At 56.3% G+C, this 15,152-nt stretch carries 16 protein-coding genes; 12 read left to right on the top strand and 4 right to left on the bottom strand.

What is annotated here, in order from left to right:
- Position 1: 1 nt before the first annotated feature.
- From AB6731_RS19450 to AB6731_RS19440, 3 genes are read left to right on the top strand one after another with little or no spacing between them, the layout of a single operon-like run.
- Positions 2–1,546, top strand: a complete 1,545-nt coding sequence (locus tag AB6731_RS19450; RefSeq protein ID WP_371006680.1) for a xanthine permease — start codon at positions 2–4, stop codon at positions 1,544–1,546.
- 44 nt (positions 1,547–1,590) lie between these two features.
- On the top strand, positions 1,591–2,541 hold the full coding sequence (locus tag AB6731_RS19445; protein WP_032678821.1) for a carbamate kinase family protein: 951 nt from the start codon (positions 1,591–1,593) through the stop codon (positions 2,539–2,541).
- A gap of 16 nt (positions 2,542–2,557) precedes the next feature.
- Positions 2,558–3,937, top strand: a complete 1,380-nt coding sequence (locus AB6731_RS19440; protein ID WP_020883877.1) for an amidohydrolase family protein — start codon at positions 2,558–2,560, stop codon at positions 3,935–3,937.
- An 18-nt stretch (positions 3,938–3,955) separates the two neighbouring features.
- On the opposite strand, the gene AB6731_RS19435 is transcribed toward AB6731_RS19440, so the two are convergent.
- Positions 3,956–4,876 (bottom strand): LysR substrate-binding domain-containing protein, encoded by a 921-nt coding sequence (locus AB6731_RS19435; RefSeq protein WP_020883878.1) that lies wholly within the window; start codon positions 4,874–4,876, stop codon positions 3,956–3,958.
- A 281-nt stretch (positions 4,877–5,157) separates the two neighbouring features.
- Between AB6731_RS19435 and AB6731_RS19430 the strand changes: the two genes are divergently transcribed.
- The 5 genes from AB6731_RS19430 (at position 5,158) to AB6731_RS19410 (ending at position 9,939) form a co-directional block, all read left to right on the top strand.
- Complete coding sequence (locus AB6731_RS19430; RefSeq protein WP_014171298.1) at positions 5,158–6,489, top strand: MFS transporter; 1,332 nt, start codon at positions 5,158–5,160, stop codon at positions 6,487–6,489.
- A gap of 36 nt (positions 6,490–6,525) precedes the next feature.
- Complete coding sequence (locus tag AB6731_RS19425) at positions 6,526–7,275, top strand: SDR family NAD(P)-dependent oxidoreductase (RefSeq protein WP_073396522.1); 750 nt, start codon at positions 6,526–6,528, stop codon at positions 7,273–7,275.
- A 12-nt stretch (positions 7,276–7,287) separates the two neighbouring features.
- Positions 7,288–8,133 carry a transketolase gene (locus AB6731_RS19420; RefSeq protein WP_020883879.1) on the top strand — a complete coding sequence of 282 codons (846 nt, stop codon included), beginning with the start codon at positions 7,288–7,290 and terminating at the stop codon, positions 8,131–8,133.
- Entirely contained in the window at positions 8,133–9,131 is a 999-nt protein-coding gene (locus AB6731_RS19415; RefSeq protein ID WP_020883880.1) for a transketolase family protein, read from the top strand. Before AB6731_RS19420 ends, AB6731_RS19415 begins: the two co-directional genes overlap by 1 nt.
- A 73-nt stretch (positions 9,132–9,204) precedes the next feature.
- Positions 9,205–9,939, top strand: coding sequence for a methyltransferase domain-containing protein (locus tag AB6731_RS19410; protein ID WP_371006679.1), 735 nt, complete (start codon positions 9,205–9,207; stop codon positions 9,937–9,939).
- On the opposite strand, the gene AB6731_RS19405 is transcribed toward AB6731_RS19410, so the two are convergent.
- Positions 9,933–10,535: a short chain dehydrogenase gene (locus AB6731_RS19405; protein ID WP_025203409.1), complete on the bottom strand. Its 603-nt coding sequence runs from the start codon at positions 10,533–10,535 to the stop codon at positions 9,933–9,935. The genes AB6731_RS19410 and AB6731_RS19405 overlap by 7 nt on opposite strands.
- Before the next feature lie 97 nt (positions 10,536–10,632).
- Between AB6731_RS19405 and AB6731_RS19400 the strand changes: the two genes are divergently transcribed.
- From AB6731_RS19400 to AB6731_RS19390, 3 genes are all read left to right on the top strand, one after another.
- Entirely contained in the window at positions 10,633–11,541 is a 909-nt protein-coding gene (locus AB6731_RS19400) for a LysR family transcriptional regulator (protein ID WP_047366119.1), read from the top strand.
- 66 nt (positions 11,542–11,607) lie between these two features.
- Positions 11,608–12,789 (top strand): PLP-dependent aminotransferase family protein, encoded by a 1,182-nt coding sequence (locus AB6731_RS19395; protein WP_044868553.1) that lies wholly within the window; start codon positions 11,608–11,610, stop codon positions 12,787–12,789.
- Between the two features lie 85 nt (positions 12,790–12,874).
- Positions 12,875–13,393: a DUF6622 family protein gene (locus AB6731_RS19390; protein WP_181012741.1), complete on the top strand. Its 519-nt coding sequence runs from the start codon at positions 12,875–12,877 to the stop codon at positions 13,391–13,393.
- Between the two features lie 2 nt (positions 13,394–13,395).
- Here the strand turns inward: AB6731_RS19390 and AB6731_RS19385 are convergent, their stop codons facing one another.
- Complete coding sequence (locus AB6731_RS19385; protein WP_040018948.1) at positions 13,396–13,815, bottom strand: hypothetical protein; 420 nt, start codon at positions 13,813–13,815, stop codon at positions 13,396–13,398.
- 69 nt (positions 13,816–13,884) lie between these two features.
- Between AB6731_RS19385 and AB6731_RS19380 the strand changes: the two genes are divergently transcribed.
- Complete coding sequence (locus tag AB6731_RS19380; RefSeq protein ID WP_236918381.1) at positions 13,885–14,643, top strand: helix-turn-helix domain-containing protein; 759 nt, start codon at positions 13,885–13,887, stop codon at positions 14,641–14,643.
- Here the strand turns inward: AB6731_RS19380 and nudI are convergent.
- Positions 14,615–15,040 carry a nucleoside triphosphatase NudI gene (gene nudI, locus AB6731_RS19375; RefSeq protein WP_040018949.1) on the bottom strand — a complete coding sequence of 142 codons (426 nt, stop codon included), beginning with the start codon at positions 15,038–15,040 and terminating at the stop codon, positions 14,615–14,617. The two genes, AB6731_RS19380 and nudI, sit on opposite strands and share 29 nt — an antisense overlap.
- Positions 15,041–15,152: the final 112 nt, after the last annotated feature.

Raw genomic sequence — 15,152 nt, 5'->3', positions numbered from 1 at the left:
CATGAAAAACATGAAACTGGAGTGGAAAAGAGGTGACTGGGCGGCGTATTTCGGGTTGATGACCAACAACCTGACCAATTTGCTGACCATGATGGGGCTGCTCATTTTTGTCGTCGGCATCCCGAAGGAGATTGTTTATGGACGCATTGCGCCAGCCTTCGGGCTGGCGGTGCTGGTCGCGAGCGTCTGCTACGCGTGGTTTGGCCTGCAGATGGCGCGCCAGACCGGGCGTACGGATGTCACCGCGCTGCCGTCTGGCCCAAGCGCGCCGTCAATTTTCACCGTGACCTTTCTGGTGCTGATGCCGGTCTACCAGCAAACCGGTGATGCGGATTTCGCTATCCAGATTGGTCTGGTGTGGTGCTTCGTGGAGGCGATGATTCTGGCGGGCGGTTCGTTCCTGGGGGAAACCATCCGCAAGATGATCCCGCGTACCGTCCTGTTGTCTTGCCTGTCCGGGTTGGGCCTGCTGCTGCTGGCGATGAACCCGATGCTGCAGGCGTTTGAGGCACCTACCGTGTCGTTCATCGTGCTGCTGCTGATCTTTATTAACTGGTTTGGTAAAAAGCCGATCTTCGCCAAAATCCCGACCGGCCTGCTCTTGCTGATTGCCGGTACCGCGCTGGCGTGGATCTCCGGTCTGCAGAGCCCGGAGGCCATCAAAGCCTCGATGTCGTCGTTTGGCTTTAACCCGCCGGAAGTGCATGTCGACAGCTTTATGCAGGGACTGCCGCACGCATTACCGTACCTGGCCTCTGCCGTCCCGCTGGGTCTGGCGAACTACATTTTTGACCTGGAAAACATCGAAAGCGCCCACGCGGCGGGGGATGAGTACCCGACCCGCAAGGTGATGCTGGCAAACGGGCTGGCCTCCATGCTCGGGTGTCTGATGGGTAACCCGTTCCCGGTGACGGTTTACGTCGGCCACGCGGGCTGGAAAGCGATGGGGGCCAGCATTGGCTACACGCTGGCCTCCGGTGTGACCATGTTTATCGTGCCGCTGTTCGGGCTGGGGGCGTTTATGCTCGCCATCATACCGATGACTGCCATCGTGCCGATTCTGGTGTTTATCGGGGTGGTGACCGCCAACCAGGTAGTAAGGGAAACGCCCAAAGTGGAGGTCCCCGTGATCTTCATCTGCCTGTTCCCGTGGATCGCCAACTGGGCGCTGACCATGATGAACAGCGTGATGGGCGCGGCGGGGACCAGTGCGGCGAAAATTGGCACCGAAGTGCTGCACAGCAAAGGTATCTACTACCAGGGACTGGTGCATCTGGGTAACGGCGCACCGCTCGCCAGCATGCTGTGGGGCTGCATCGCTATCTTCGCCATCATCAACAAACCGCTGCGCGGAGCCGTGGCCGCCGCCGTTGGGGCGTTGCTGGCGCTGTTCGGCGTGATCCACGCGCCAGCGGTTGGCTTTGCCGAAGGCAGTTCGCTGATGTTTGTCACGGCCTACCTGATGATGGGGGGCATGTTTGTGGTGAAACATTTTCTTGATAGCCGCGACGCGGTGAGCGCGGCAGCGCCGGTTTCGGAGTCCTGATAATGGCTGATGTCCTCACCCCGCACCATTTCAAAGGAAACACTATGAAAGAGCTCATGGTCGTCGCCATTGGCGGCAACAGCATTATCAAAGATAACGCCAGTCAGTCCATTGAACACCAGTCACAGGCCGTGAAATTGGTTGCAGAGTCAGTGCTGGAGATGCTGGCGTCTGACTACGACATCGTGCTCACTCACGGTAACGGCCCCCAGGTGGGGCTGGATCTGCGCCGCGCTGAAATTGCTCACGAGCGGGAAGGGCTACCCCTCACGCCGCTGGCAAACTGCGTGGCGGATACCCAGGGCGGTATCGGCTACCTGATCCAGCAGGCACTCAATAACCGCATGGCCGCCCACGGCGAGCAAAAAGCGGTCACGGTCGTCACGCAGGTGGAAGTGGATAAACACGATCCGGGTTTCGCCCATCCCACCAAACCTATCGGCGCGTTTTTCAGTGAGACGCAGCGTGATGCGCTCCAGCACGCCCATCCTGACTGGCATTTTGTTGAAGACGCCGGGCGCGGTTATCGCCGGGTGGTGGCCTCGCCGCAGCCGCTGCGTATCGTTGAAGCGGAGGCTATCAAGACCCTGACGCAAAAAGGCTTTGTGGTGATCGGGGCGGGCGGTGGTGGTATTCCGGTGGTGCGCACAGTGCAGGGAGATTACCAGAGCGTCGATGCGGTGATTGATAAAGATCTCTCGACCGCGCTGCTGGCCCGCGAGATCCATGCCGACGTGCTGGTGATCACCACCGGGGTGGAGAAAGTGTGCATCAACTTTGGTAAGCCGGACCAGCAGGCGCTGGATACGGTGAATGTGGCGCAGATGAAACGCTACGTGGCGGAGGGGCACTTCCCGGCGGGCAGCATGCTGCCGAAGATCGTCGCCTCGCTGGCGTTTCTGAACGACGGCGGCAAGCGCGTGGTCATCACCTCGCCGGACTGCCTGCCTGCGGCGCTGCGCGGTGAGACCGGTACCCACATTGTGAATGCGTAAGTAAAAGGAAGAGAAGATGAGTGAGAATAAAAGCCGACGCGAGTTTATTAGCCAGAGCGGCAAAATGGTTACCGCCTGCGCCCTGTTTGGCACCACCGGCTCCGTCGCGTATGCTGCAGAGACCGCGAAACCACGTTGTGAGACAGGCAAACCGATGAACATTACCGCCAGACACTACTACCTGGATAACGTGCTGCTGGAGGCCGGGTTCAACGTTGACGGCGGCGTGGCGACAAGCACCCGCACCGAACTGAAAACACTCGAAATTAATGACGGCAAAATTGTCGCCCTGCGTGATAACAAAAGCCATGGCGATGCCACACTGCCACACTATGATGCAGGCAGTAAGCTGATGCTGCCGGCGATGCGCGACATGCATATCCACCTGGATAAAACCTTTTACGGCGGTCCCTGGCATTCCCTTAACCGCCCGGCGGGCACGACCATTCAGGACATGATCCGTCTTGAACAAAAATTGCTGCCAGAGTTACAGCCCTACACGCAGGAGCGTGCGGAAAAGCTTATCGATCTGATCCAGTCGAAAGGCTCCACCCTCGCCCGCAGCCACTGCAATATTGAGCCGACATCCGGCCTGAAGAATCTGGAAAATCTCCAGGCCGTCTTAGCGCGCCGCAAGCCGGGGTTTGACTGTGAAATTGTCGCCTTCCCGCAGCACGGCTTGCTGTTGTCGCACTCCGAAACGCTGATGCGCGAGGCCATGCAGGCTGGCGCACACTACGTGGGCGGTCTGGATCCGACTAACGTGGACGGTGCGATGGAAAAATCCCTCGACACGATGTTCCAGATTGCGCTGGATTATGACAAAGGGGTGGACATCCACCTGCATGAAACCAGCCCGGCAGGCGTCGCGGCGGTGAACTACATGGTAGAGACCGTGGAGAAAACGCCCGCGCTGAAGGGGAAACTGACCATCAGCCACGCCTTCGCGCTGGCCACGCTCAACGAGCAGCAGGTCGATGAAATCGCCACCCGCATGGCGGCGCAGCAGGTGACCATTGCCTCTACGGTGCCGATTGGCACCCTGCATATGCCGCTGAAGCAACTCCGTGACAAGGGGGTGTTCGTCATGACCGGCACCGACAGCGTCATTGACCACTGGTCGCCGTATGGACTGGGCGATATGCTGGAAAAAGCCAATCTTTACGCCCAGCTCTATATTCGCCCGAATGAACAGACGCTCTCCCGCGCGCTGGGTATCGCTACCGGTGATGTGCTGCCGTTGAACGACAAAGGCGAGCGCGTGTGGCCCAAAGCGCAGGACGATGCCAGCTTTGTGCTGGTGGACGCTTCCTGTTCCGCCGAGGCCGTGGCGCGGATTTCACCGCGTACCGCGACCTTCCATAAGGGCCATCTTGTGTGGGGCACCGTCTCCTGACGCCACGTCGGGGTATTGCTACAGGTGATACCCCGACAGACGCAGCTCGCGATCAATCCACTCAACAAACTGCTGGATCTTCCAGGTGCGCTCGTTCATGTGCGGCATCACCAGATGATGCGCATTAATGGCGATCCCCGTTTCATCTGGTAGCACCTGCACCAGGGAGCCATCGTTCAGGTGATCGGTGGCCATCATCTTGCTTTCCAGAATAAATCCCAGCCCCATACGCGCGGCTTCAAAGCTCATGTAGGAACGATCAAAACTCAGGCTGAAGTTGAGCCAGGGGCGGTCGATATTGTGCCAGGCAAACCATTTTTCCCAGTTGACGAGGGTGCTGGTCGACGAGATAAGCGCCTGTGAAAGCAGGTCCTGCGGCGTGTTGACGGGATGTGCACGCAGATATGCCGGTGACGCCAGCACCACCAGCGCATCGTTTTTAATGGTCATGACCCTGTAAGCGTCCCAGTCCGGGATGCCGTGGCGAATATCAATATCGATGTTATCGCGTGCAAACTGCAGGTTCTCATAGGAGCAGGAAAGATTGACCGTAATATCCGGGTATTCACTGCGAAATTTGCCGAGCCGGCGCAATAACCACGTCAGGCCAAACGTTGGTGAAGAGTGAACGCGCAATACCGGATTATCGGCCTCTTTCATCACCTGTTCAGTTGCACGGCCGATGGCGCTCATCGCTGCGGAGACGTCGCGCAGATATTTTTCCCCCGTCGGGGTCAGGGTCACGCCTTTGCCGCTGCGGATAAATAACTTCTTCCCCATCCAGGATTCCAGCGAGGCGATCTGATGACTGACGGCTGACGCGGTGACGTTAAGCTGTTCGGCCGCCAGATGGATACTGAGAGAGTTGGCCACGGCGATAAAGGACTGAATATTTCGCAGCGAGGGTATGGGGAGGGTCTGGCGATCCTGCGCGGGCATGGCCCACTCCTTTCAAACGAGACAATTTTAAAAAACATAACATTGCGGCATCGCGTCAGCAATTTTTACCCGGCTGAATGGATTAAACATGATCCTGTTCACAGTGTTTTATCGATGAATATCGATGAGGATTACATTTTATTTTTATGACCTGTATCGCGTATCAAATTTATCTCAGTAATAAATGAGTTTTATTGAATGGTGTTTCGTTCGATAGCCGATATATTGACGTTGAACGCATAAATAAAACGACTCACGTTGTTCGAATAATGAGGTAAAACATGTCTCGTATAGAACAAGTTGCCCCCTACATAGCGACAAAGAAAACCAATTACCGTTTCGTTGTACTGGCATTAATTTTTATTGTGTATGCCATTAACTATGCCGACCGAACAAATATTGGTGCTGTACTTCCTTTTATCATCGACGAGTTTCATATCAATAATTTCGAAGCCGGTGCGATCGCCAGTATGTTCTTTTTGGGATACGCCCTGAGCCAAATACCGGCGGGCTTTTTTATCGCCAAAAAGGGTATTCGCGGGATGGTGGCGCTGTCGATATTTGGCTTCTCGGCGTTTACCTGGTTGATGGGGACTGCGACCTCAGTGCTGGGCCTGAAGTTTATCCGCCTGGGGCTGGGGTTAACCGAGGGGCCATGCCCGGTGGGGTTGGCATCAACGATCAATAACTGGTTTCCACCAAAAGAGAAGGCCACGGCGACCGGCGTCTATATTGCTGCCACCATGTTTGCCCCCATCCTGGTGCCGCCGCTGGCAGTGTGGATTGCCATGACATGGGGCTGGCGCTGGGTCTTTTTCTCTTTTGCCATTCCGGGGCTGGTCATTGCTGTCCTGTGGTATTTACTGGTACGTACCCGGCCTTCCGAGAGCCCTTTCGTGTCAAAGGGCGAACTGGAGACCATTACCGCAGGTCAGGCGACACCGGATGCCAGACGGGAAAATATCGTGATTTCCCCCGGCTTCTCCCGCCTTGACCGTCTGATTCGCGTACGGGATCTGTCGCCCATCAGCACGGTAAAAGGTCTGTTCACATCGAAAAATATTCTCGGTGACTGTGTGGCCTACTTCATGATGGTCAGCGTGCTGTATGGCCTGTTGACCTGGATACCGCTTTATCTGGTGAAAGAAAAAGGCTTTACGTTCATGAGCATGGGCCTCGTCGCGAGTATGCCGTGTATCGGCGGTTTTATCGGCGCGATTTTTGGCGGCTATGTCTCCGATAAATGGCTCGGGCGCAGGCGTAAACCGACCATGATGTTTACAGCCATCAGCACCGTACTGATGATGGTCATCATGCTGAATATCCCGCAAAGCACCGTTGCGGTTTGTGTCGGCCTCTTTTTTGTTGGTCTCTGTCTGAATATAGGCTGGCCCGCCTTCACCGCTTATGGAATGGCCGTCGCGGACAGCAAAACGTATCCCATCGCCGCATCAATTATTAATAGCGGCGGTAATCTCGGCGGATTTGTTTCGCCGATGCTGGCAGGTTATCTGCTGGATAAAACAGGAAGCTTTAATTCTGTCTTTATTTATTTCGGTATTTGCGCAGCAATTGGATTAGTCATGATTATCTTGCTGGAAGAACCGAAATAATAAATAAAACCTCTCTTACAATACTGGAGTAAATATATGCTTCTGAAAGATAAAGTCGCCGTGATTACCGGCGCGGCTTCTGTGCGCGGTTTGGGTTTCGCCACGGCAAAATTATATGCCGAGCAGGGCGCGAAAGTGGTCATTATTGATTTAGATGCCGAGGCCAGCCAGCGTGCGGCTGCATCTCTGGGTGAAGGGCATCTGGGGCTTGCGGCAAACGTCAGCAACGAGTTGCAGGTGAACGCAGCCATTGAGCAGGTTCTGGGTAAATATGGGCGCATCGACATTCTGGTGAATAACGCCGGGATAACCCAGCCGCTCAAACTGATGGATATTAAGCGCGACAATTACGATGCCGTACTGGATGTCAGCCTGCGCGGTACGCTGCTGATGTCCCAGGCGGTGATTCCCACTCTGCGCGCGCAGAAGTCCGGCAGCATTGTCTGTATCTCTTCAGTTTCGGCACAGCGCGGCGGCGGTATTTTTGGCGGCCCGCACTACAGCGCTGCAAAAGCCGGCGTGCTGGGGCTGGCCAAAGCCATGGCCCGTGAGCTTGGGCCGGATAACGTGCGTGTGAACTGCATCACCCCGGGGCTTATCCAGACGGACATCACCGCTGGCAAGCTGAGCGATGAGATGAAAACCGCCATTCTGGCGGGTATTCCGCTCAACCGTCTTGGTGATGCACAGGATGTTGCCCGTGCCGCGCTGTTCCTGGGGAGCGATCTCTCTTCTTATTCCACCGGTATCACGCTCGACGTGAACGGCGGCATGCTGATCCATTAAGGGGAGACGAGAATGACGAATACGACAGTTCAACAGGTTGCCGCGGCCGCGTGGCGCATTCGCCGCTACGCGCTGCGAATGGGCGAAGTACAAGGTCAGGGCTATATCGGTCAGGCGCTGGGCTATGCCGACGTGCTGGCAACTGCATTTGCGCACGGTATGACCTTCAGGGCTCAGGAGCCGGAGTGGGAAGGCCGCGACCGCTTCCTGCTCTCCCACGGACATTACGCCATTGCGTATTATGCGGCGCTGATCGAGGCGGGGATCGTTCCTGAAGAGGAACTTGAAACCTACGGCTCGGATGACAGCCGCCTGCCGATGTCCGGCATGGCAACGTATACACCCGGCATGGAGATCTCCGGCGGTTCTCTGGGGCAGGGACTCAGCATTGGTGTGGGAATGGCGCTGGGGCTGAAACACAAACAGAGCACGGCGTGGGTAATTAACTCCATGTCTGACGGTGAGCTGGACGAAGGTTCGACCTGGGAAGCCGCCATGTCAGCCGCGCATCATGGGCTCTCGAACCTGATTGTGCTGGTGGACATTAACCGGCAACAGGCGGACGGTAATTCACATAACATCCTCGGTTTTGAGCCGCTGGAAGATAAGTGGACCTCCTTTGGCTGGTATGTACAACGCGTTAACGGTAACGATATCCCCGCGCTGGTGTCGGCGTTTGATAATGCCAGACGCTATCCCGAACAACAGCCGCGCGTCATCTTGTGCGACACGCTGATGGGCAAGGGCGTACCTTTCCTCGAGCAGCGTGACAAGAACCATTTTATTCGCGTGGATGCCGATGAGTGGCAACAGGCGCTCGCCGTGCTCGATGCGAATAAACCAGAAGGAGTCCTGTAATGAGCCAGCCCGTCGAAAATAAACCGCGTTTAACCACCTCCGCCATGATTGCCTCGATTGCAGAGGAAGGGCAGGAAACCCGGGCCGCGCCGTTTGGCCACGCGCTGGTGAAACTGGCGGCTCAGCGTCAGAACATTGTCGGCATGACGGCAGATTTGTCGAAATATACCGACCTGCATATCTTTGCCCAGGCATACCCTGAACGTTTCTTCCAGATGGGAATGGCGGAACAGCTGTTAATGGGGGCGGCAGGTGGGATGGCCAAAGAGGGCTTTATTCCCTTTGCCACCACCTATGCCGTGTTCGCCACCCGCCGTGCCTACGATTTTATTCATCAGGTCATTGCTGAGGAACACCTCAACGTCAAGATTTGCGCCGCGCTGCCGGGGTTGACCACCGGCTACGGGCCAAGCCATCAGGCAACGGAAGATATTGCGATCATGCGCGGCATTCCGGGCATGACCATTATCGATCCTTGCGATGCGATTGACACCGAACAGGCGGTGCCTGCCATTGCCAGCCACGAAGGGCCGGTTTATATGCGTTTGTTACGCGGTAAGGTTCCGGTGGTGCTGGATCAGTACAATTACCGGTTTGAAATAGGCAAAGCCGCGCTGCTGGAAGAGGGCAGTGATGTGCTGATTATCGCCTCAGGCCTGATGACCATGCGCGCACTGGAGGCGGCAAAGCAGTTGCGCAAGGATAATGTCAGCGTGGCGGTACTTCACTCACCCACGATTAAGCCCCTGGATGAAGCGACCATTCTGGCGCAAGCCGCGAAACCCGGACGTCTGGTTATTGTGGCTGAAAACCACAGTAGCGTTGGCGGGCTTTGTGAAGCCGTGGCGTCGCTGTTGATGCGCCATCGCGTTAACGTCGACTTTGACACCGTTGCGTTGCCGGATGCGTTCCTTGATGCGGGTGCGCTACCGACCCTTCACGCGCGTTACGGGATTTCGACTGCCGCCATGGTGGAGAAGATCCGGCGCAGGCTCTGATTTTCAGACGGGTATGTTGTCAACGGGCGAGGGGTGTTTTACCCTCGCCTCTGTTGCGATAAAGGAGTCCGTCATGGCACAAAACATCTACGACAACCCGGCGTTTTTTGAAGGCTATGCCCGGCTACCGCGTTCGGTGCAGGGTCTGGACGGCGCACCGGAATGGCCTGCGCTGAAAAGCATGCTGCCACCGTTATCCGGCAAGTCAGTTATCGATCTTGGCTGCGGTTACGGCTGGTTCTGTCGCGCTGCACGCGCGCTGGGGGCGGCAGAAGTGACCGGTGTTGATCTCTCCGAAAAGATGCTCGCCCGGGCGGCTGAACTGACGGATGACGCGAAAATTCACTATCAGCGCAGCGATCTGGCATCTCTGGCGTTACCTGAGCACAGCGTTGATTTGATCTACAGTTCACTGGCGCTGCACTACCTGCCGGCGCTGGAGACCCTGTTTGAGAAAATCCGGCGGGCGCTTAAACCCGGTGGCAGCCTCGTCTTTTCAATGGAACATCCGATTTACACCTGCGCCTCACGTCAGGGCTGGTTGACCGACGACAACGGCGAGCGTTTCTGGGGTGTTAATCGCTATCAGGATGAGGGCGAGCGCGTCAGCAACTGGCTGGCAGACGGGGTGATCAAATACCACCGTACGCTCGGTACCACGCTCAATGCGCTTATTAAGGCGGGGCTGACAATAACGGAAGTGAACGAATGGGGACCAACGCAGGCACAAATTGATGCCTGGCCCGCGCTGGCCGAAGAGGCGGAACGTCCGATGCTGGTCCTGATTTCTGCCGCTAAGACTCAGTAACCCACTTTATACACCCGTCCATTCTGCACCCCTTCCACGCTGCGACGATAGGCCTGCGCCACCGTTGCGGCGGGAACACTTTCAAAGCCCGGGAAGAAGCCTTCGTACGCTTCCGCTGATTCGGTAAGTACCGTCGGGCTAATCAGGTTGATGCGGATCCCGCGCGGCAGTTCACAGGCCGCAGCGCGGACAAACCCTTCCAGAGCGGCGTTCACCGTGGTGGCATTCACCCCCTGAGCGATAGGCTCATGCGCCACGATCCCGCTTATCAGGGTGATGGAGCCGCCTTCATTGAGGTAATGCTGGCCGGTCAACGCCAGACGAACCTGTCCCAGCAGCTTATCCTGCAAGCCCTGATTGAAATCGCTGTCTTTCATGGTCGCGAGCGGGCCGAAGTGCAGGCCGCCACTGGCAGAGACAATCGCATCCACCGCTCCGATGTTTTCAAACAATGCCTGCACGCTGGCCTGAGAGGTGATATCCACCTGGTAGTCGCCCTGCGTGCGACCCACGCGGATCACGTCGTGGCGACGGCTCAGCTCTTCTGTTACCGCACGACCGACCGTACCGCTGGCACCAATAATCACGATTTTCATAGCTGACTCCTTAGGTTGTGAGCCTTCATTCTTTAATAAATCAAAACTCAGATAAACTGGGCTAAAGTTAGAGGATTGCTAACCAGGGGTTTGGAATATGGATAAGCTTCGCAGCATGGAGACCTTCATTGCTGTCGTTGAGAGCGGCAGTTTTACCGGCGCGGCAGGCCGGCTGGAGATGTCGGCGGTGATGGTGGGGAAGTACATAGCGTTACTGGAGTCTCAGCTCGGCACCCGGCTGCTGGAGCGAAACACGCGGCGTCAAAGTCTGACGGACGCCGGGCGGGTCTATTTCGACGAGGCGAAGCGGGTGCTGGAGCAGGTCTCTATCGCCGAAAGCGCGGTTGAGCGACTGCGTGCCGCCCCAGCCGGGACCTTGCGGGTCACGGCGCCCACCTCGTTTGGGGGGGGTGTGATAGCCCCTCTCACCGCGACCTTTTTGCAGCGCTACCCGGACGTGCGCGTGGAGCTGGATCTGACCAACCGGATGGTGGATCTGGTGGATGAAGGGGTCGATCTGGCCATTCGCATCGGTGACATTCATAACGACGATCTGGTGGCGAAGTACCTCTGCCCGTACCGAATGGTGATCTGCGCGGCCCCGGCGTATCTGGCGCGTTACGGCACGCCGCGAACGCCTGCCGATCTGGCGGATCATCTCTGCCTGTCACACACGGTGTGGACCGCACGTAACGAATGGCGGCTACCGGGGGTTGAAGGCGAGATGCGCTGGAAGCGCGATGCCATTCTGCGCTGCAACGATGGCTATGGGCTACGGATGGCGGCGAGAGCGGGGGCGGGATTATTACTGCAACCCGAAGTGCTGGTAGCGGAAGAGCTGGCGAGCGGCAGGCTGGTGCAGGTGCTGGAGAACTACACGCCTGCGCCACGACCGGTACATTTGCTGTGGCGCCAGGATTTACGTCCGCTACCCAAGCTCACGCAATTTGTCGCGCATATTCTGCAGGGCGCGGAATATTTCGGCCATGCAGTTGAAGAAAAGTAATTATCAAAGCCGCAGACTTATGCTACTAAGATTAGGCACATTATAAAAAAAGAAGGTAAGCAAAGAATGTCTGTGAATAAACTCGCCAGCAGCGCACAGGGCCTGCAATCATCTGCCATCCGTGAATTATTAAAACATAGCAAAATGGCCGGGGTGATTTCGCTGGGTGGCGGTATTCCTAACCCTGCACTGTTCGATCATGAAGGCCTGAAAATTGCCGCTGATGCCGTATTATCACAGCATTTTGGTGAAGCTTTTCAGTACGGTCTGACCGAAGGCATCCCGGGGCTACGTGAAGAAATTAAGCTCATCTGTGAAGGCCGTGGGATCTCCTGCAAGGCCGATGACGTGGTCATTACGTCCGGTTCGCAACAATCTCTCGACGTGCTGGCGCGGGCGTTAATTAACCCGGGCGATACCGTCGTCGTCGAACGTCCAACGTATCTCGCGGCACTGCAGGTATTTGGTCTGGCACAGGCCAAATTTGAATCCGTGGGCACCGATGGCGACGGAATGAAAGTGGATGAACTTGAAGCGCTGGTGGCGAATAAAACCATCAAGGCGGTTTATATTGTTCCGACATTTGGTAACCCGGGTGGGGTAACGCTTTCTGAGGTGCGTCGTAAACAACTGGTGGAATTATCGAAGCGCTATGACTTCGTTATTATCGAAGACGATCCGTACAGCGAAATTAATTATACCGATGAAGTGTTCCGCCCGTTAATTGCCCATGCCAAAGATATCGGCAACGAAGAGAACGTCGTCTATACCTCGACCTTCTCCAAAATCCTCGCCCCGGGCACTCGTGTGGGCTGGGTGCTGGTACCGGAGTGGCTGAAACGCGCGGTGGTTAATCTCAAGCAAACCACCGATCTGCACACCAGCACGCTGTCACAGCTGATGACCTACGAGTACCTGAAAACCGGTCGTCTGGCCGATCAGATTAAAATGATCCGTGAAGCCTACCGCCAGAAATACCAGACCTTTGCAAATGAACTGGAGGCGGAACTGGGTGATGTCATGACGTTCCATAAGCCGAAGGGTGGAATGTTCCTGTGGGCCAAAATGAACAATGGCATCAACACCACGCGCTGGCTGGAAAAAACGTTAAGCAACGGCGTGGTTTTTGTGCCGGGTGAGTTCTTCTATTGCAATGAGCCAGACCATACGACGCTGCGCATGTCGTTTGTCACGCCAACCGATGAAGAGCTGAAAGAGGCGGTTCGTCGCCTGAAAAAATCGCTGTAACAGACCTGCGCATAATGGCACCTGTGCTGTTATGCGCATTACTTGTGCAGTGCGGCCAGCGCCGCAAGCGTTCATGGTGAATCCCATGTTTGAATTTCTGATCGGTATCCTCACGCACACCCCCGTCTGGGTGTGGGTTCTGTTTATCTTTCTTATCTCACGCGGCCTCAATGCCCGTAAGCCTGCCACCATTACGCTGGAAAGGCTGGCCATCATTCCTGCCATCTTTCTTATCTGGGATATCTACGATCTGGTGGTTTATCGCGATCTTACTCTCGCGACGGTGGCCCTTTGGGTTGCGGGGATTGTGGCGGGCGCGGCGCTGGGGTATGTGCTGATTAAGCAGACGGTCATCACCCGCACCGACGCGCCGCGTACCCTTTATCGCCAGCCTGACAACACGGCTCTGCCGTTTATGATGCTGGCATTTGGGGTGAAATACGTGCTGGGGGTGATGAACGCCCTCTCTCCCCAGACGTTGCAACAGCCCGCCATGAGCGCGCTGGCGATAGTCTCCGGCGGGGTATTTGCCGGAGTGTTTATCGGGAAGTTTACGCGCTATGTGAGTGTGTATCTCAGCGGCGCACCGCAACCGGCTGAGTAACATTAGCGCGTTGCATGGGCCAGCGTGCGAGCAGAAGCTTCACCGTTGGCTACTCGCGTGACTTCGTGGATCCGGCAGATTTTTCCTGCACATAGCGTGGCAAACATATAAACCTCTATTTCAGCCTGATGGCCTTCGGGATACGTGACGGTCACGATATGCCGGTCAGCCAGCAGTGTGTCATGACACCCTATCTGTTCCACGCGGAAGGCGATATCGCGGATCTGCGAACGCACGTGCTCCAGGTGCTGAATAAATCCAGAATAATCAAGAGAATGACCGTCCGTGATCTGCTGATACGCTGGCGAAAAAACGTCTTTCGGATCAATTTCGCCTTTAAACAGGCCGGTCAGTAAACGGGACATTTCCTCACGCAAACTAGCATTGTCAGACTGGGTAATCAGGCGGGTGATGATGTTCATGGTGACTCCTCATTGCGTTGAGCCGCCATTATCCTTGACAGACAGAGACGTAGTTTCTGTAATAAGCCAATGAATAACGATTTTCGGCCAAATAACGTGGTCAGCTTCGAGACACTTTTGCATCCAGGTGGATACCATACGCCGTGGCACAGCCATCAGGCCGGTCAGCTCTGGCGGATTACGACGGGTCTGCTGGTTGTCGAAACAGCGTCTGGGCGTTCGGTTGTACCGGCGCAACATATCGGCTGGATCCCGCCCGGTCAGGAGCATGCTGCCTTTTCCGGGAGTGCGATTGACGGTCATGCGATCTATCTGGATCCCGCAGGGTGTGAAGCGCTGCCCGGTGAAACGACGCTTTTCGAACCCGACGAGCTCACCAGCGCGCTGTTTTCACGCTTAAATGCTGAAGGCAGCGGGTACGATCCGCGAAAGCTCGCCCTGCTGCTGGATGAACTGGCGCGGGGCCGTCAGGTGCGCTATCTGCTGCCCATGCCAGCCGATCCCCGATTAAAGAAGGTAGCCAGCCATCTGATGCAACGTGTGGACGACAACCAGACGGTTGAGCACTATGCCTCCCTTGCGGGAATGAGCGTGCGAACATTCCACCGTCGGTTTAGCGCGGAAACGGGCATGAACGTTGTTAACTGGCGGCAACTTGCCCGCGTCATGCGGGCAATGGAGTGGCTGGCAGCAGGTAAACCGGTTGGCTGGATCGCGCTGTCGTGCGGCTACAACAGTATCAGCGCGTTTATTGAGGTTTTCAGGGCCTTTACCGGCAAAACGCCCGGGCAGTGGGCGCTTAAAGAAGCCCCTTCTGTGCGAAGGTAATGCGCGTGGCTTCGTTCAGATCCAGTGCTTTGATCGCTTCCGGGCGGACCCAGGCAACCTCCTGAAACTCGTCGTTAAACGTTACCTGCCGATTTGCACTGATGCAGTCGAAAATCAGGTAAATCATATAAATCTCTTCCGTGGTGCCATCGGCATAGGTTTTCACCCGAATGTCGTCGCGAAACGCCCAGGGTTTGACCTCCGTGATCTCCAGCGCGTCGCCCAGCTCTTCGCGAATTTCACGGCGCAGCGCCTGCTCCATGGTTTCTCCCGGCTCCATCCCGCCGCCCGATAACGCCCACTGGCCGGGAAATACGCCGCGGTCATCGGCCATTTTGCACAGCAGATACGCCCCGTCGTTCTCAATGATGGGGCAGACAATAGTTCGTTGACGCATGGTTTCTTCCTGAAAAATGAGTTTGGGCTATTTTAACAGAAGGCGGAAAGGGAAAAGGTAAACGAGGTCAGACTTTCGCCGCTGGGTTAAGCGGTATTGTTGCGGGTTACGG

This window comes from Enterobacter sp. RCC_40 (genome assembly GCF_041360735.1).
Lineage (GTDB): Bacteria > Pseudomonadota > Gammaproteobacteria > Enterobacterales > Enterobacteriaceae > Enterobacter > Enterobacter ludwigii.
The sequence above is the reverse complement of the archived record's forward strand: the minus strand, read 5'-3'. Positions and strand labels throughout refer to the sequence as shown.